This window comes from Treponema sp. B152, from assembly GCF_024181665.1.
GTDB lineage: Bacteria > Spirochaetota > Spirochaetia > Treponematales > Treponemataceae > Treponema_B > Treponema_B denticola.
On sequence record NZ_CP058668.1, the window covers coordinates 249,851 to 265,971 of the forward strand.

Annotated in this window: 15 protein-coding genes; 7 read left to right on the forward strand and 8 right to left on the reverse strand. The window is 40.2% G+C overall.

The window, feature by feature from the left end:
• Positions 1–14 precede the first annotated feature (14 nt).
• Positions 15–896 (forward strand): hypothetical protein, encoded by an 882-nt coding sequence (locus HYB91_RS01025; RefSeq protein ID WP_002676018.1) that lies wholly within the window; start codon positions 15–17, stop codon positions 894–896.
• 28 nt (positions 897–924) lie between these two features.
• Here HYB91_RS01025 and HYB91_RS01030 read toward each other — a convergent pair whose 3' ends face one another.
• The 4 genes from HYB91_RS01030 to HYB91_RS01045 all read right to left on the reverse strand — a co-directional run bounded on the left by HYB91_RS01030 (position 925) and on the right by HYB91_RS01045 (position 3,024).
• Complete coding sequence (locus HYB91_RS01030; RefSeq protein WP_002676017.1) at positions 925–1,263, reverse strand: type II toxin-antitoxin system PemK/MazF family toxin; 339 nt, start codon at positions 1,261–1,263, stop codon at positions 925–927.
• Positions 1,250–1,444: a hypothetical protein gene (locus HYB91_RS01035; RefSeq protein ID WP_002673727.1), complete on the reverse strand. Its 195-nt coding sequence runs from the start codon at positions 1,442–1,444 to the stop codon at positions 1,250–1,252. Before HYB91_RS01035 ends, HYB91_RS01030 begins: the two co-directional genes overlap by 14 nt.
• 85 nt (positions 1,445–1,529) lie before the next feature.
• On the reverse strand, positions 1,530–2,339 hold the full coding sequence (locus HYB91_RS01040) for a metal ABC transporter permease (protein ID WP_002676016.1): 810 nt from the start codon (positions 2,337–2,339) through the stop codon (positions 1,530–1,532).
• 1 nt (position 2,340) lies between these two features.
• A complete protein-coding gene (locus tag HYB91_RS01045) occupies positions 2,341–3,024 on the reverse strand; it encodes a metal ABC transporter ATP-binding protein (protein ID WP_002676015.1) in 684 nt (227 codons plus the stop codon).
• Positions 3,025–3,158: 134 nt separating this feature from the next.
• Between HYB91_RS01045 and HYB91_RS01050 the strand changes: the two genes are divergently transcribed.
• Together HYB91_RS01050 and HYB91_RS01055 are read left to right on the forward strand one after the other, a co-directional pair.
• Entirely contained in the window at positions 3,159–4,979 is a 1,821-nt protein-coding gene (locus HYB91_RS01050; protein ID WP_002676014.1) for an ABC transporter ATP-binding protein/permease, read from the forward strand.
• Positions 4,976–6,634: an ABC transporter ATP-binding protein gene (locus HYB91_RS01055; RefSeq protein WP_002676013.1), complete on the forward strand. Its 1,659-nt coding sequence runs from the start codon at positions 4,976–4,978 to the stop codon at positions 6,632–6,634. The genes HYB91_RS01050 and HYB91_RS01055 overlap by 4 nt, the downstream gene beginning before the upstream one ends.
• 71 nt (positions 6,635–6,705) lie before the next feature.
• On the opposite strand, the gene HYB91_RS01060 is transcribed toward HYB91_RS01055, so the two are convergent.
• Both HYB91_RS01060 and HYB91_RS01065 read right to left on the reverse strand, forming a co-directional pair.
• On the reverse strand, positions 6,706–7,329 hold the full coding sequence (locus tag HYB91_RS01060; protein ID WP_002676012.1) for a precorrin-8X methylmutase: 624 nt from the start codon (positions 7,327–7,329) through the stop codon (positions 6,706–6,708).
• Entirely contained in the window at positions 7,319–8,248 is a 930-nt protein-coding gene (locus HYB91_RS01065; protein WP_002676011.1) for an Hsp33 family molecular chaperone HslO, read from the reverse strand. Before HYB91_RS01065 ends, HYB91_RS01060 begins: the two co-directional genes overlap by 11 nt.
• Before the next feature lie 109 nt (positions 8,249–8,357).
• Here HYB91_RS01065 and lysS point away from each other — a divergent pair, with 109 nt between their 5' ends.
• The 4 genes from lysS (at position 8,358) to HYB91_RS01085 (ending at position 13,471) form a co-directional block, all read left to right on the forward strand.
• Positions 8,358–9,944, forward strand: a complete 1,587-nt coding sequence (gene lysS, locus HYB91_RS01070) for a lysine--tRNA ligase (RefSeq protein ID WP_002676009.1) — start codon at positions 8,358–8,360, stop codon at positions 9,942–9,944.
• A 12-nt stretch (positions 9,945–9,956) separates the two neighbouring features.
• Positions 9,957–11,621, forward strand: a complete 1,665-nt coding sequence (locus HYB91_RS01075) for an ABC transporter ATP-binding protein (protein WP_002676008.1) — start codon at positions 9,957–9,959, stop codon at positions 11,619–11,621.
• A gap of 87 nt (positions 11,622–11,708) precedes the next feature.
• Positions 11,709–12,779, forward strand: a complete 1,071-nt coding sequence (locus tag HYB91_RS01080) for a DUF2804 domain-containing protein (protein WP_002676006.1) — start codon at positions 11,709–11,711, stop codon at positions 12,777–12,779.
• Positions 12,776–13,471 carry a YgjP family zinc-dependent metalloprotease gene (locus tag HYB91_RS01085; RefSeq protein WP_002676005.1) on the forward strand — a complete coding sequence of 232 codons (696 nt, stop codon included), beginning with the start codon at positions 12,776–12,778 and terminating at the stop codon, positions 13,469–13,471. Before HYB91_RS01080 ends, HYB91_RS01085 begins: the two co-directional genes overlap by 4 nt.
• An 85-nt stretch (positions 13,472–13,556) precedes the next feature.
• Here HYB91_RS01085 and HYB91_RS01090 read toward each other — a convergent pair whose 3' ends face one another.
• Positions 13,557–15,653: a methyl-accepting chemotaxis protein gene (locus tag HYB91_RS01090; RefSeq protein WP_002676000.1), complete on the reverse strand. Its 2,097-nt coding sequence runs from the start codon at positions 15,651–15,653 to the stop codon at positions 13,557–13,559.
• A gap of 1 nt (position 15,654) precedes the next feature.
• Complete coding sequence (locus tag HYB91_RS01095) at positions 15,655–16,113, reverse strand: hypothetical protein (RefSeq protein ID WP_080619606.1); 459 nt, start codon at positions 16,111–16,113, stop codon at positions 15,655–15,657.
• Positions 16,114–16,121: the final 8 nt, after the last annotated feature.

Consider the following 16,121-nt stretch of genomic DNA (forward strand, 5'->3'; position numbering starts at 1 on the left):
AGTTTAGGAATCTTATGAAAAAATTAAGTTTAAAGCTTTTAGGTTTGTTTTTGTTTCTCTTTTGTTTTATGAATCCTCTAATAGCCGGGGACTTAGAGGACCATATTATAAAAGCTAATCCTGAAAATCCCGACTGCATTTACGAAAAGGCAAGGCTGGGTGATTGCCTTATTCACATGGCAAAAATTACTTCGCCCTCAAAGGGGTCGGCACCGGCAGTTGAAATTCTTTTTACCTCCGATTTTAAATGGGAGCTATGTCCTCCGCATGAAGGCTGGGGGAAAGAAGGAAAAACTTATCAATACAGAGAAACCGAGGTGCCGGGGTCTTCCGTATTTTTAGGCATAACAAATAAGATAAGCGATGTAGTTTATTACAAGGTAGAGGGAGTTCATCCCTTTGATTTACCTTTTTATGATGACCCGGCTGAAGCTAAAATCCTTGAACGTTTTATCTTTTTTAAATTTACCGCTTATGCGGCTAAAGGCGGTATTTTTGAAAATGCTCTCAATAATTTAATGTGCGCACTTGATACCCATACTAAGCTTCTTTACACCTATGGAATGCCGAGCGAATACAAAAAAATAATTGGAAACAATTATATTCCGCAAAAATGGCTTCCTTATGAAATACATCCTAATACGGCGGAAGCAAAATTAAAGTTTTATGAATATGATCCAATCGGTTTTGTTTCCCTTGAAAAAACTTACGATTTTTTGGGAGTAAAGACCAATGTTCACTTATATGATTGGTGGAATGAATCTGTAGGTGCCGGATCTTCGATGAAGACCGTAAAAGAAAAACGCTTTATGCCTCGTCTTTCCGGCGAAGCTCTTGCGGACTGGACTATCCGCGATGCCTCTAAGCCTGTCCGTTCCCCGTATAGAAAATTTTAAATAAGGTTAGTAAGCTGTTTTTATAGATTTATTCTTTTAGCACATAATCGATTTCTTGTTCAATCTGTAAAAGTATGTGCTTGGATACTTTTCCAACTTTTTCTTCAAGGCGGGATTTATCTACCACTATAATTTGATGAACAAGTGCAACAGAATTTTTTGGAAGTTTTGATTCATTTTTGGGAATGAAAACATTCCCTTTTAATTCGGCATTGACAGTATTAGATGTAAGAGGAACAACTATTTTTGTATTTAACCTATTTAAATTCTTTTTATCGGACTGTATTATTATTACCGGTCGCCTCATCCCTGGTTCACTCCCGGCCGGAATGCCGAAATCAAGCATATAAACATCACCACGAGTCATTCTTTATACTCTCCCAAACGGTTTCCAGACTTGATTCTCTAATTTTTTTTAAGGCTTCTCCTTCTGCCAAGATAGAAGTTTGTTTATTAACATTATTTGCAATAAAGGTAAGAAGACGAATCTGTTCTGCTAAAGAAAAAGAAAGAACTTGATTTTCAACTTGTGTAAGTGCATCAGACATAATATACCTCCATAACTATAAATTATATACTAAATTACCTTTTTCTGCAACTTATTGCTTGCCTGTTATTTATTTTCTACTTTTATTATGCAGATAGTTTATTCTGTTTTAAAAATAAATTTATCCCTATCGTTATTATTAAGACAATGACAGACACGAGGGCTGTAAAGCCGCCGGGGGCGACATTTAGGTGATAGGATAAGACCAAGCCGAGCATTATGTCTGCTACGCTTATCAAAATAGAAAAAATTAATGTCTTTTTAAAGCTTATTTTTAATTGAAGGGCTGTTGCGACGGGGAGGGCTATCATCGAGCTTAAAACCAACATTCCCACTATTTTTAATGAAACGGCTATCGTTGCCGCTGTTAGGCCTGAAAACAAGTAATTGATAAGCCTAACCTTAACTCCTATTATTTTTGCAATATCTTCATCGAGGGCTATGTAGACCATCTTGTGATACATGAGGCCGAGAGTAACCAATGACAAGATGCTTAAAGCAATCACGGTAATTAAATCCGAAGAAGAAACGGTTAAGACGCTTCCGAATAAATAGGTTTCGGCATTTGCTCTAACGGTTCCTGAGCTTATGAGTGTAATGGCGATTCCTACACTCAAGGACAAAACTATTGAAAGGATTAAATCTTGGTATTCTTTAAAAGCATTCCGTAGGGCTTCTATCAGGGCTCCTGCTGCTGTCGTAAAAATAAAGGCTCCAAGAATGGGGTTTATTCCTGAAGCGAGGGCAAGGGTAACGCCTGCAAGGGAGCTGTGGGAAAGGGTGTCCCCTATGAGGGAGTATCTTCTGAGTACTAAAAATAAGCCGATTGAAGGACAAAGGATTCCTATAAAAAAAGAAACGATAAAGGCATTTTGCATAAAGCCATATTGAAGCATTTTATTTTTCCCCCTTTGGTTTAAATTGAACAAAGTTCGGATTAAAAAATTCCGAAGTATATTGTTGAGGATTACACAAATGGCCTTCTCCGTTTTTTATGTGAAATATTTTTGTAGAATTAAAAATAGCGGCATCCAAATTATGGTCAACCGAAATTACGGTCAGTCCCTTTTTAACGTTTAAATCTTTTACAAAAGAATAGATTTCTTTTTGCCCCTGAACATCTATTCCGGTAGAAGGTTCATCTAAGATTAAAAGGTCGGGATCCCCGATAAGGGCACGAGCTATGTAGAGTTTTTGAAGCTGGCCTCCGGAAAGTTCTCCAACAAGGCTGTTTTTGTATTCGGTTAAATTCACTCTTTCCAGGGCTTTTAGAGCACAATCGCTTTCCCTTATCTTTAATATTTTTCTATAGGAATTTAAAAGTTCAAAAAGCGTAATCGGGAAATCGTTTAGGTTTTCTTTTTTTTGCGGAAGATAGCCGATTTTTTTTGCATTGATAATAATTTCACCTTTTTGTATTTTTAGCAATTTTAAAATCAGCTTTAGGAGAGTGCTTTTTCCGCAGCCGTTTTCTCCCACAATCGAAATATAATCGCCTTGGTTTACTTCCAAATTTATATTTTTTAAAACTTCTTTTTTTGAATTCGGATATTTAAACTTGAGAGAATTTATTTTTACCATAGGAATCGCATTTTACTTCTTTTTTTTAAAGATTGCAAGTCCGTGAGAATTAATTATAACAGCTTAAAAGTTAGCCTATTGCTATTTTTATTTGTTTCCTATAAAATACAAATATATTTTCTTAGAGGTTAGTTATGATTCATAAACGCCTGACAAGGTCGGTGCCTAAAAGTAAAAAATGGATATTGCTTTCGGCTCTTTCTTCATGGATTTCTTTGTTGTGTAATACGGCTATTACCTTTGTAACTGTGCGCTTTATTTTCGGTCTATATAATTCTTCGCTTGATAAAAAAACGGTTTTTGTGTTGTTATCCGCAGCTTCGGCGGCCTTGATAATAAGAGTTATTGCCGTCCGTAAACGCTCTTACTTTTCGTATAGGGCAGGAACCGAGGTTAAAAGAACATTGCGCTCGATGCTCTACGATAAATTTATTTCGTTAAAGCTTAATTATTCTCAGTATATAAGTATGGCCGAGGTTACTCAAATAGGCACTGACGGAATCGAGCAGCTCGATTCTTATTTCGGAGCCTATCTGCCTCAGTTTTTTTTCAGTATGGCGGCTCCGGTAACTCTTTTTATAATTCTTGCACCGATAAACTTTTTTGCCGCCCTTGTGCTTTTTCTCTGCGTGCCCTTAATTCCCCTTTCGATTGCGGCTATTCAAACAGTCGCAAAGCGTATTTTAAAAAGATACCTTGATGTTTATACCGGGCTCGGAGATTCTTTTTTGGATAACCTCCGCGGCCTTATCACATTAAAAGCCTATTCCGACGATGAAGCTCAGCATAGGGAACTAAATGCCGAGGCGGAAAATTTTAGACGGGTAACGATGAGGGTTTTAACCATGCAGCTTAATTCCATCTTTGTGATGGATACCGTTGCATACGGAGGGACTGCTCTCGGAACAATCGTCAGCCTTTATCAGTTAAGAGCCGGAACTCTTTCGATAGAAGGCGCTCTTCTTTTTATTTTGCTATGTGCCGAATTCTTTTTACCTCTGCGGGCACTGGGCTCGTTCTTTCATATAGCGATGAACGGCATAACCGCAGCGAACCGCCTCTTTGAATTGATGGATGTAAAAAGCGATTCGGCTTCAATTTTAAGCGAAGCCGAACTTGAAGAAACAGCAAAAAAAATTAAAAGAGCTCAGCCCGGCAGTCAGCCTGATTCTCTACAGGGCAATTTGCCTTCGCTCGAAGTAAAAAATTTAAACTTTAATTATAATGAATCAAAGCAGGCTCTAAAAAATATCTCTCTTGAATTTTTAAAACCGGGCTTTTACGGCATCGCAGGAGAAAGCGGTTCGGGCAAATCCACTGCGGCCGCCTTACTTATGGGCTTACAAAAAAACTATTCCGGCGAAATCCTCTTATCGGGCATAGAAGCAAAAAAACTTCCCGACGAATTTAGAGCTAGGTATATGAATCTTGTCTCTACCGAAAGCTTTTTGTTCGGAGCTTCGGTGAGGGAAAACCTTTTAATAGCGAAGCCTTCTGCAAGCGATGAAGAATTGATGAGCGTATTAAAAGAAGTTCTCTTAGACGAGTTTATTTTAAACAGAAACTCTTCGGGAGACGGTAATTCGGGTTTGGATTTTTATATTGAATCGGGCGGAAAGAATTTATCGGGCGGACAGGTTCAGCGTTTTGCTCTTGCGCGGGCACTTCTCCATGATACAGACATTTATATTTTTGATGAGGCTGTAAGCAATATCGATGTCGAAAGTGAAGAGCTTATTTTAAGCACTCTTTATGAATTAAGCAAAACCAAAATAATTATCTTTATTTCACACAGGCTTGCGAATATTGAAAATGCAGATCACATCTATGTATTTGAAAAGGGTGAAATAAAAGAAGAAGGAACTCATTCAAGCCTCATTGAAAAAAACGGCATCTATGCAAGGATGTATTTGCAGCAAAAAGATCTTGAAAAAATACGGATGGGTGTAAAATGAAAAAAAGCCAACTTATAAAAAAATTGATAGTATTTGTAAAACCTCTTAGCGGAGTTATGACTATAACTGTCATCTTAAGGGTTTTGGGCTTTATCATTGCAGCGGCCATCCCTGTTTTGGGCGGAGTCGGCATTGTTTCTCTTTTAGGCCTAAAGATTTTTAATGTTTCTGTTTCCTTGGATTTTGTAATCATAGGCCTTATCATCTGTGCCGTAAGCCGAGGTATCTTTAGATACGGCGAACAGCTTTCGGGGCATTACATAGCCTTCACCCTCTTGGCCTTGATACGGGATAAAATTTTTACGGCTATGAGAAGACTGGCCTTTGTTAAATTACAAAAAAAGGATTCAGGCAGCCTTCTGTCTATTATAACTGCCGACATAGAATTACTTGAAGTTTTTTATGCCCACACTATAGCCCCGGCAGCTTCTGCCGTACTCTACTTTATTTTTGCCTTAATTATCTTTGCTAAAATACACATTGTCTTGAGCCTTACGGTTGCCCTCATCTATATAGTCATCGGCTTCTTCCTTCCTCTCCTCTTCGCTAAGATGGATGACGGGGCCGGTGTAGAATACCGAAAAAAAATGAGCTCCCTTAATTCTTTCTTTTTGGATTCCCTCCTCGGAATAAAAGAGATTATCTTTTTTGATAAGATAAGGGAGAGGAAAGAGAATATTGAAAAAAGAGGCGAGGCCATAAGCGGAACCTTTAAGCTCTTAAAAAACTTTGAGGGTAAAACCTTTGCAATTACGGAAGCGGCTCTTACTCTTTGCAATTTTTTAATGCTGGGCATTTCTGCCTTCCTCTTGGTAAGCGGAAAAATTGACTTTGCCGCTTTTTTAATTTCCAATCTAATGCTTCTTTCAGGCTACGGCCCGATAATTGCGGTTTCAGGTTTGGCAGTAAACTTGCAGCAAACATTTGCTTCAGCGGAAAGAGTTTTTTCCCTGCTTGAAGAGAAACCGGAACTCGATGAAGTTGCAGACGGCGAAAACCTAAGCTTTGAAAAAGTCGAAGCCGATAACATCAACTTTAGATATGACGATATGGAAGTTTTACAGGATGTAAGTATCTCCGTTAAAAAAGATGAGATAGTCGGCCTTTGCGGCAAAAGCGGAAGCGGTAAGAGTACATTGCTCCGCCTAATCATGCGTTTTTTCGATCCACTGTCGGGTGAGGTAAAGATGAACGGCATCGATATTAAAAAGATAAACACGGCAAGTTTACGGGAGGCTGTTTCTTATATTACCCAGCAGACCTATATTTTCAAAAAATCTATTTATGAAAATATTCTTCTTGCAAACAGGAATGCTTCAAAAGAGGATGTTATCGAAGCTGCCAAAAAAGCCGCAATCCACGATTTTATTATGAGCTTACCTGAAGGCTATGATACGAAGATGACAGAGCTTGGAGGAAATCTTTCGAGCGGCGAAAAACAGCGTCTCGGTCTTGCCCGAGCCTTTTTGCACAAGGCTCCTCTTTTGTTACTCGACGAGCCGACCGGAAACTTGGACAGCTTAAACGAAGCCCTCATTTTAAATTCGATATACCAAGAAAAAAAAGACAAGGGCGTTTTAATTGTAAGCCACCGCAAATCCACAGTGAACGCCGCCGATAAAATCGTTTACATCGAAAAAGGAAGGGTTAGGTAGAAAAAAATCCTCCATTGGAGGAGCGGAGTCTTCCGATGGGGGCTAACTAAAAAATCGGCTTGAGGCTAGACTTAATCCCTTTCTACCATCATATAAAGCAGGGCATTTATGATAGAGGCGGCGACATTGCTTCCACCCTTGGTGCCTACGGTAGAGATTTGGGGAAAGGGGCTTGAACGCAGGGCTTCTTTCGATTCGGCGGCTCCTACAAAGCCGACGGGAACGCCGATTATAAATTCGGGGGAAACTTTTTTTTCTTCGCAGAGCTCCAAGAGCCTAAAAAGAGCTGTCGGGGCATTGCCTATGACAAAGGCTCTGGCTCCTTCTTGGATTGCAAGGTCTATGGCTGCCGAAGAGCGTGTAATTCCGTTTTCTTTAGACATCTTAAAAACCTTCTCGTCATCAATCAAGCATAAAAGTTTATTTTCGGTTTTTGAGAGGGCGGGCTTATTGATACCTGTCAGCACCATCTTGGTATCCGTAAAAATAGTTATGCCCTTTTGAAGAGCCCTTTTAGCCGATTCTATAAAGTTATTTTGAAAAACGATTATCTTTCGGTACTCGACATCGCCCGTAGTGTGAATCATCCGCTTGGCTATAATTTTTTCTTCTTCCGTAAAAGAAACATCCTTCATGCTTTCTTCAATTATATCCATGCTTTTATTTTCTATTTCCATAGGTTTTTTAATGTACATCGATTTTTTCCTTTAAGATGCTTTTGGGATATTTATAAACTGAACCGCAGTTATGGCAATAAAGCTCTATTTCCTCAGGGCCGTTTTCGTACATGTCTGCAATTTCTTTTTCAGGTAGGGTAAAAAGTTTATTGCGGAAATTTTCCTCCGAGCAGGGACAATAAAAGTCTATCTTTCTTTCGATTAAAACTTGAGGATTACAGTCACGGAAAAGGCCGAAGATGACATCTTCCCTGTCTCCGCCTTCAGCAAACCATTGGCCTATCGAGGGGCAGGCTGCAAAGGCTCTTTCCGCCTTTTCTATCAAGCCTTCTTCGGCTCCGGGCATTAGCTGAATATACATTCCGCCCGCCCCGATGATTCTTCCTTCCTTGTCGAATTGGATGCCTGTATTAAAACCCGTTACCGTCTGCTCGGATTGTAAAAAATATTCGGATAGGTCAAGGGCTATGTTTTTGTGTTTTATCTCGACGATTCCGGTTAGGGGTTCTCTGGCACCTTCAGGGAAGCGGATAACCGAGATTTTCCCTTCTCCGAAAAGAGGTTTTAGGTCCCACGTTTCTAAGGGCCTATCCGGTCTTATGGGGTCTTCAAAGAGATAGCCCCTTACAAAGCCTTCGCTGAAGGCTTCGACACTAAAGCCTACAAGGGGGCCTTGAGTGTCGCATCTAAATATGATTCGATCTCTTCCCTTCATTGTTGGAATTAAGAGTGCCCCGCAAAGTGAGGCGTGGCCGAGGGCCAGGCTTTCTAAAATGCCTAAATTGTGCTGCACCCTCATCTTATTTACAAAACGGGTTCCGTGAAAAAAAGCTCCGCGGATTTGGCCTTCGCCGAGCATAAAGACCGTCATTCCGTCTTCGTGCATGGTTTTAAATTTTTCTATTAAGACGGGATCGGTTATCGGTTTATCTATCATAGGCGGATTATACCAGAGTTTGGGCTTTTGTACAAGGATTGACACCTTCCCTTTTTTTGTATAAAATATCCTGCTTTTGTATATTTTAAATGTTTTTAAGGAAGAAATTATGTCAAACGAAAAGAAATTATTACATTGGGCGGATCAGACTGCCGAAAAAATCATAAGAGAGAGGGGTGACCTCGATGTTTATACCTGCGCGTCCGGTATTACGCCTTCGGGAACCGTTCACGTAGGAAATTTCCGCGAAATTATTTCCGTCGATTTGGTTGTGAGGGCTTTGCGCTCCCGCGGAAAAAATGTGCGCTTTATTTATTCTTGGGACGACTATGACGTATTCCGCAAGGTTCCCGCAAATATGCCCAAGCCCGAAGTTTTGGAAAAATACCTCCGCTATCCGATTACGATGGTTCCCGATACATTTGAACGGGATGAAAATTATGCCCGCCACCACGAGCATGATGTAGAAGCCGTATTGCCCCGTGTAGGTATTCACCCCGAATATCTTTATCAGGCCGAACGCTATCAAAAGGGAATGTATGCCGAAGGAATGAAAAAAGCCTTGGATAACAGAGAAGAGCTTAAAGACATTTTAAATACTTACCGGGATGAGTCTCATAAAATTACCGAAGAATACTGGCCCGTTTCCGTGTTTTGTACAGCCTGTAATAAGGACACGACAAAGATAGAATCATGGGACAATGACTGGACGCTTAAATATTCTTGCGAATGCGGACATTGCGAAGCCTTGGATCTGCGTAAGGCAAAATCGGTAAAGCTGGGCTGGAGGGTTGACTGGCCCATGCGCTGGGCTTTTGAAAAAACCGTTTTTGAGCCGGCCGGAAAGGATCATCATTCACAAGGCGGGTCCTTTGATACGGCAAGCTTGGTTTCCGACCGTATTTATAACTGGCCTGCTCCCGTAAGTTTCCGCTATGATTTTATCGGTTTAAAGGGTGTGCCCGGAAAGATGGCCTCTTCTAAGGGAAAGGTTGTAAGCCTTGCCGAGGTACTCGAAGTTTATCAGCCCGAAGTTGCCCGCTATCTTTTTGCGGGTACAAGGCCCAACACCGAATTCGTTATCAGCTTTGATCTTGATGTAATTAAGATTTACGAAGATTATGACAAAACAGAGCGCATTGCATGGAAGGCTGAAAAGGCTAAAAACGATGAGACATTTGAAAAAGAATATAGAATCTATGAGCTTTCTCAAATAGACGGAATGCCTGAGTGTATTTCCTATCAAATTCCTTTTAGGCATTTATGCAATCTTTTACAAATAAATTCGGGCGATATTGAAGCCGTAATAAAGGGCCTTCCCGACGTAAAGCCTGCACAAATCGATAGACTGAGAACCCGTGCCGAATGTGCCTGGAATTGGATCACGGACGGGGGTGCTCCCGAAGAGTTTAAGTTTGCTTTAAGAACTGACGGCTCAAAGGCTGAACTTTCTGAGCCGGAAACAAAGGCGATTAAAACGATAAGGGATTCCCTTTTACCCAAAATGGACGAGATGGACGAAAAGACATTTTCGACAGCCCTTTACGATGCGGCAAAAGAATGCGGCTTGGAGCCCAAGCAAATGTTTGTCGCCGTTTATCAAGCCCTTGTTTCAAAAGATCAGGGCCCTCGTCTGGCCGGCTTTATGAAAACCATCGGCAAAGAAAGACTGGAGAAAATATTTAAAGATTATTAAAAGGATAACATTATGTTCAAATTTTTAAAGACAGGGTACATGGTTTTATACCTTGCCTTGCAGCCCCTTTCCACTGCGTTGGAAGTAGGAGTTTCGTATGTAATGATGCTGGCAATCGACTATGCAACAAACGGAACTATCGAAAAGCTGCACTTGTACCTCATCGGTACCATAGCCTATCTTGTCATCTCCTTTTTGGTCGATATTGTGACTAAGAGGGTGCGCGAAAAAGCAAGTGCACAGGCTCTTTTTTCGTTGAGGGAAGCCTTGATGAAAAAAATACTAGCCATGAGTACTAGCGAATATGCCTCGCGCAATTCGGGAAGCTATGTTGCCTATCTTACAAAGAATGTTGAAAAACTGGAGGAGTCTTATTTTTGGACAATCTTCCGAATTTATCCTTCAGTTTTACAGCTGATAGTTTCGCTTATTTGGCTTTCGATTATGGATTGGAGACTTTCTCTCTTTGTTCTTTTTACCGGTCTTATCCAGCTCATTGTTCCCAAATTTACGGTGAAGCCTGTAGCCAAAGCCGAAAAGGACTATATTGAAAAAAGCGAAAATTACACTATCAGCCTAAAAGAAATATTTTCCGCCTTTGATCTGATTAAGTCCTATAACCTTCAGGAAAAAATCGAGATTCTTCACCGCAATGCGAACACCGGTTATAAAAAAGCTTCTTTTAAGGACAGGTATATGAGCGGCTTTATGGGGAGTCTCGGCGACTTCTTTTCGAGCATAACCTACATAGGCGTTTTCTTTTTAGGTGCAGTTTTGGTTCTTTTAGGCTTTTTTAAAATCTCGGTAATCATAGCTGCAAGTCAGCTTGTAATCTTCATCGTTTATCCTTTGAGTAACCTGACTCAATATATAACATCTATTTTGGCTGCAAAGGCGGTAATAAAAGATTTGGATGAAATTTTAAACTTGCAAGAAAAAGACAATTCCTTAAAAGACTTGGAAGCAAAAACTTCTTTTGAAGATTCGATAAGTTTTGAAAATATGAGCTTTAGCTATCCCCAAGATGGCGAAGATGAAGAGAATGAAGAAGAAAATCAGGGTGCTTTTCCTGCCTTAAAAAATATAAATCTCACGATAAAAAAAGGCGAAAAGGTTTTAATCGTAGGGGAAAGCGGTTCGGGAAAATCCACCCTTTTAAGTCTTTTATACAAAAAATTTACGGGCTATGAGGGGCTTATAAAAATAGACGGAACGGATATCCGCAAGATTCCCGATGATTCTTATTTTAAGCTTGTGTCAGTAGTGCATCAGTCTCCCTTTATCTTTGATGATACAATCAAAAACAATATTGCTCTTTATAATGAGGATATAAGCGATGAGAGGATAAAAGAAGCCTGTAAAAAGGCCGGCTTACAAAGGTTTATCGAAGGTCTTCCTCTCGGCCTTGAAACAAGGATAGGTGAGGGATCCTCTAAAATTTCAGGCGGAGAGAAACAGCGCATAGCCATTGCGAGGGCCTTGGTAAAGTATTCCCCCATTCTTTTGATGGATGAAGCAACCTCTGCCTTAGATAAAGAAACAAGTGCCGAAATAGAAAATACCGTGTTATCCCAAAGAGAACTAACCTGTATAATAATTTCGCACCATGTAAGCGAAGACTTGCGGGTTCGGGCAGATAAAATTATTACCGTAAAAGACGGATCGGCCGATATTTAAAGGCGCAACAGCCGGTCTTTGCAAAACTTAAAAATTTCCTAAAAAAAAGGCTTTTATTTTTTTGCAAATTGTGCTAACATTCTTTCTATGGCTAATGATAACTTGTACACACGCAAGATAGAACCTGCACCCGATAAGCCTGTACAAAACGGAAAATCGAATTTCGGAACTTTTTCAGGCTGCTTTAAAAAATTCGATATAAGAGGGCTTTATCGGGTATTCGGTAATATTCCGCTTCCCAGAATAATTACCAATGGGCGGATTTCGGGGACGATGAGGTTTTTGTTTTGCGATGATGAGATAATAGGCGAAATAGCATTTTTTTCGTGCTATATTTTTTCCTTTATGGAAACAACCTTTTGGGTTCGTAAGACTCAGCAAAAATATGCCTATCGGCAATATCTTCCCGGCGGCTTTATTCATATTCCGAAGCACATAAAATACAGCGTTACAGCCTGCCGTAAATCATATAGATATGCCCGTATTTTCTCCCGTCTGTCGCACGGAAAACTCCATGCCGACTTTGACTTTTCGGCCCGTGATTCCCGTCCCTCATGCGAAGGCCGTTTGGATCTGGATATTCGGGATAAAGAAGCCTTGGATTTTTCATGCGTAATTCCCAACTATGTAAGCCGGCGATGTATGGCCATGTACATGCAGACAGGGACGGTAAAGGGTTGGGTAAGCTTGGGTTACAACGAAGATATTCAGCTAAAAAAAGAAACGGCCGTGGGCGTTTTTGATGTGCGGAAGTCCTATACCGGTTTTAGGTCAAAGCGCACCCTTGTAAACGGACTAGGCAAACTGGGAGATAAGTCTTTAGTTTTTTATCTTGCAAATTCGATAGCTGCTGACAGCAATAAGTATAATGATAATATGATGCTCTATGACGGAAAGCGTACCCCTCTTCCTCCGGTAAAAATAACCCGTCCCTTCGGTATCATGGGAAAATGGATAATACAGGACACCGAAAGCATGGTAGACCTTGTGTTTCTTCCTGTTTCAAAAAATTACAAAAGAGTAAATGCCGCAGTTTTTAGGACGGAGTACAGTACTGTTTACGGTCATTTTGAAGGTACCCTGCTGACAGCCGACGGAGAAGAATTAAAGCTAAAATCTTTTCCCGGTATAGCTAAAAAATACAATATCAGAATATGATTATTAAAATAGAAGGGGTCGAAATCGAATGGGCCGAATCAAAGGGGCGGAAACTCAGGCTTACCATCTCGCCTAAGACGGCTCTGCCCTGTATACATGTTCCAAAAAACTATTCTCAAAGCAAGGCCTTGGACTTTGTAAAAGAAAATATTGCGTGGATAAAAAAACATCAGGCACGAATAGAGGAAAAGATTTTTAAGAAGAATATAAAAGCCTCATTAAAGGACGGCTCCACGGTAAGTTTATGGGGAGCTGATTATAAAATTAAAATACTGCGTGCCAAAAAAAATGCAAGCGTCGCAGTCGATGATGATTTTATCTATTTAAAAGAGCCTTTCGGAGCGGATCCAAAAAAACGGCCTTCAATTTTGAACCGCCTTTATAAAAAAGAATTGGAGCTTTATGTGGAAGAAATCTTGCCCTTTTGGGAAGATAAAATAAAAGAATCCGCCTCCGAGATAAAATACAGAGATATGAAAAGCAAGTGGGGTTCATGTAATTCTTATACGGGCATAATTACCTTAAACACAAAACTTGCTGCCCTTCCTTGCGAATGTGCCGAAATGGTGTTGGTACACGAGTTTGTTCATTTTAAGGAGAGGCTCCACAATGACCGCTTTAAGCGATACATGACCAAATATCTTCCCGACTGGAAAGAAAGAGTTAAGCTCTTGAATTCTGAAGACTATTAGGCGAATCGATAAGGGGCAATGTGTAATGAGTAATTAAGTTATCAGCTATAGATTACCGATTATTCATTACACATTATTAATTAATTTAAACTTTAAATTTTCCGACTTCTTTAGAAAGATTTTCAATGCTCTCTTTATTCTTTTGACTTATTGTGTGTACTTCCTGTACGGCATTGCTAATCTGTACGGCACCAGAGGCCATCTCGTTCATACTGTCAGTGATGACGCGGGTAAGCTCATCGAGTTTTTGCATCTCCTGAGCAACATTCTCACCGCCGCGAAGCATTTCGGCTGAGCCGTCATTTACTTGGTTGGTTACCATGTTTATGTCGCGGATAGCAGTAAGTACTTCTTTGCTGCCGTTTTCTTGTTCGTGCATAGCGTTCATTAGATTTTGGCTCATCGTTTTGACATGCTCTGAAAGGGCGAAAATGGCATTGAACTTTTCTTCTGCCGTTTTTGCAGAGTATGAAAGAGTTTCAATTTCTCCTGAAAGCACTTTAAGCGTTTCGGTAATGGTTTTACCTTGACTGGAAGACTCTTCAGCGAGCTTACGAATTTCGTCGGCAACGACGGCAAAGCCCTTGCCGGCTTCGCCTGCGTGGGCGGCTTCGATTGCAGCATTCATCGCCAAAAGGTTGGTCTGGCTTGCAATGTGTTGTATAACACTTGAGGCTTCCAATAGACCTCCTGACTCTTCGGCAATACGCTGGGTAACAGTGTTTGCTCCCGTAACTGTTTCCTTGCCGTCGGCTGTGGCGGAAGCAAGGGTTTTTATAACGTCATCGGTTTTACCGAGAGTCTGTGTGATAGAAGCTATGTTTCCCACCATTTGCTCGATAGCCGAAGAAGATTCAGCTACGCTTGCCGCTTGATTTTCAATACTGTTGTTAAGCTGTCTAATAGTGCGGATAATTTCTTCGACTGTAGCTGCCGTTTCGGTAACGCTTGCGGCTTGGGTAAGAGCTTGCTGTTTTACGCCGTCGATATTCGCACTTATTTGGTGTACAGCACTTGCCGTTTCAGTCATATTGCTTGCAAGTTCGTTACCGATATTTGTCATGTCTATAGTATTTTTGCCGACGGTTTTAATCGACGAGCCGATTTTTTCTATTGTTTCATTGAAGTATTCAGATAAATCGGTAACTTCATCGTTGCCGTGTACGGGCAGGCGGACGGTTAAATCCCCTTCACCTTGGGCTATATCTTTAAGGGCCTCAACGACAACCTTTATAGGTTTTATCATTACACGGGCAACAAAAAAGACAACAATTAGAGCGGCTGCTAAAGTTATCGCTCTAATAACCAGCATTTTAATCCGCAGTTCATTGACGGTTCCCATAAATTCGTTTACGGGGGCATTAATTATGATTGTCCAGTCAGTTGTTTTCATTGTGGCATACGAGGCAATAAAATTTTCTCCTTTGTATTCGTAATATCCTACAGAAGGTTCGTCAATCTCTACTGCCATTTTTTCAAAAGCGGCACACGACGCAAGAGATGGATCCGTTTTAGCTTCCTCGCAGGCATTTGAACGAGTCTTAACTAGGCCGAAATCTTTGTCCGCAATGGTAGTTCCTGAGTTATCGAGAATATAACATTCACCTGTTTTGCCGACTACAATATCCTTAATTTGATCGCTAAGCCATAAGCCGTCAACATCAGCACCCAATACTCCGATAATATTTCTATTGTCATCATATACCGGTAAAGCAAATGTTATGAATATGTTATTTTCCACATCGCTATAGGGTTCCGTCGTATTTTTTTTCCCGCTGATACCTGCCTGAAACCATTCTATATCATTAAATTCTATTTCAGATCCGTCTAAGTTATATAAAATTCCTTCTTTATCGGTAATATATAGTTCACTGATAATGGGATTGAATTTTGCTTCTTCGGCAAGTATGGCCATTTTTTCTATAAACTTAATAGTATTATCGCGTAATACCGGCATCCGTGCAATACCTTCTAAAAATTGAAACATTGTATTCACACGCCCGTCAAGAATCTCCGCCGTATCTGTTGCTTTGTCAATCAGATGCGTTTCGACTTTTTCCGTTACAGCTTTTCGGGCAGTACGCAATGCTATAAGGGTAAGAATAGTCCCGACTACAAAAATCAATGCACCGAACACAATCATCAATTTGTTCCGCAATAAAAAACGATGTTTCTCTTTCATTTTAATCTCCTCTTTTAGGTTTTACTCTATTTTTTATTGGATTGACGAGTCCCAATCCGTAGGACATCCGCTGAAAAATGTATATCCTTGTACATTTTTTAGCTAATAGTTTTAGACTTGCGTCTAAAACTATTAGAAGTTTGGAACCACCGGCATCCGTGCCTGTTAATGAAATACCTCCTTGTATATTTATTAATTGCAAGTTTGTTGTTTTAATTTGTTGTACAAACTTGTTATTGTTTAAAAGCTCCGACTCTCTGTCGGAAATTATTTTTGAGAATAGTTTTTTTGTTTGCTCTTTGAAATAGTTTTTTTTGAAAATAGGTAATCGGCAGCACAGATATCCGTTTGTTTGCAAAAAATTCGGGGGGGGGGGAGTATAACCATTTTTTTTATTTTGTCTAGTAGTTTTCGAGAAAAAGTTTAATTTTTTTTCTAACAAAATACCGTGTTGCAGCATGGGCGGTA

Bases quoted from the DNA above. Each gene is read 5' to 3' on its own strand.
- HYB91_RS01025 (WP_002676018.1), top strand. From the start codon at position 15: ATGAAAAAATTAAGTTTAAAGCTTTTAGGTTTGTTTTTGTTTCTCTTT.
- HYB91_RS01040 (WP_002676016.1), bottom strand. From the start codon at position 2,339: ATGCTTCAATATGGCTTTATGCAAAATGCCTTTATCGTTTCTTTTTTT.
- HYB91_RS01095 (WP_080619606.1), bottom strand. From the start codon at position 16,113: ATGCTGCAACACGGTATTTTGTTAGAAAAAAAATTAAACTTTTTCTCG.
- lysS (WP_002676009.1), top strand. From the start codon at position 8,358: ATGTCAAACGAAAAGAAATTATTACATTGGGCGGATCAGACTGCCGAA.
- HYB91_RS01060 (WP_002676012.1), bottom strand. From the start codon at position 7,329: ATGTACATTAAAAAACCTATGGAAATAGAAAATAAAAGCATGGATATA.
- HYB91_RS01065 (WP_002676011.1), bottom strand. From the start codon at position 8,248: ATGATAGATAAACCGATAACCGATCCCGTCTTAATAGAAAAATTTAAA.
- HYB91_RS01035 (WP_002673727.1), bottom strand. From the start codon at position 1,444: ATGTCTGATGCACTTACACAAGTTGAAAATCAAGTTCTTTCTTTTTCT.
- HYB91_RS01030 (WP_002676017.1), bottom strand. From the start codon at position 1,263: ATGACTCGTGGTGATGTTTATATGCTTGATTTCGGCATTCCGGCCGGG.
- HYB91_RS01090 (WP_002676000.1), bottom strand. From the start codon at position 15,653: ATGAAAGAGAAACATCGTTTTTTATTGCGGAACAAATTGATGATTGTG.
- HYB91_RS01055 (WP_002676013.1), top strand. From the start codon at position 4,976: ATGAAAAAAAGCCAACTTATAAAAAAATTGATAGTATTTGTAAAACCT.
- HYB91_RS01080 (WP_002676006.1), top strand. From the start codon at position 11,709: ATGGCTAATGATAACTTGTACACACGCAAGATAGAACCTGCACCCGAT.
- HYB91_RS01050 (WP_002676014.1), top strand. From the start codon at position 3,159: ATGATTCATAAACGCCTGACAAGGTCGGTGCCTAAAAGTAAAAAATGG.
- HYB91_RS01075 (WP_002676008.1), top strand. From the start codon at position 9,957: ATGTTCAAATTTTTAAAGACAGGGTACATGGTTTTATACCTTGCCTTG.
- HYB91_RS01045 (WP_002676015.1), bottom strand. From the start codon at position 3,024: ATGGTAAAAATAAATTCTCTCAAGTTTAAATATCCGAATTCAAAAAAA.
- HYB91_RS01085 (WP_002676005.1), top strand. From the start codon at position 12,776: ATGATTATTAAAATAGAAGGGGTCGAAATCGAATGGGCCGAATCAAAG.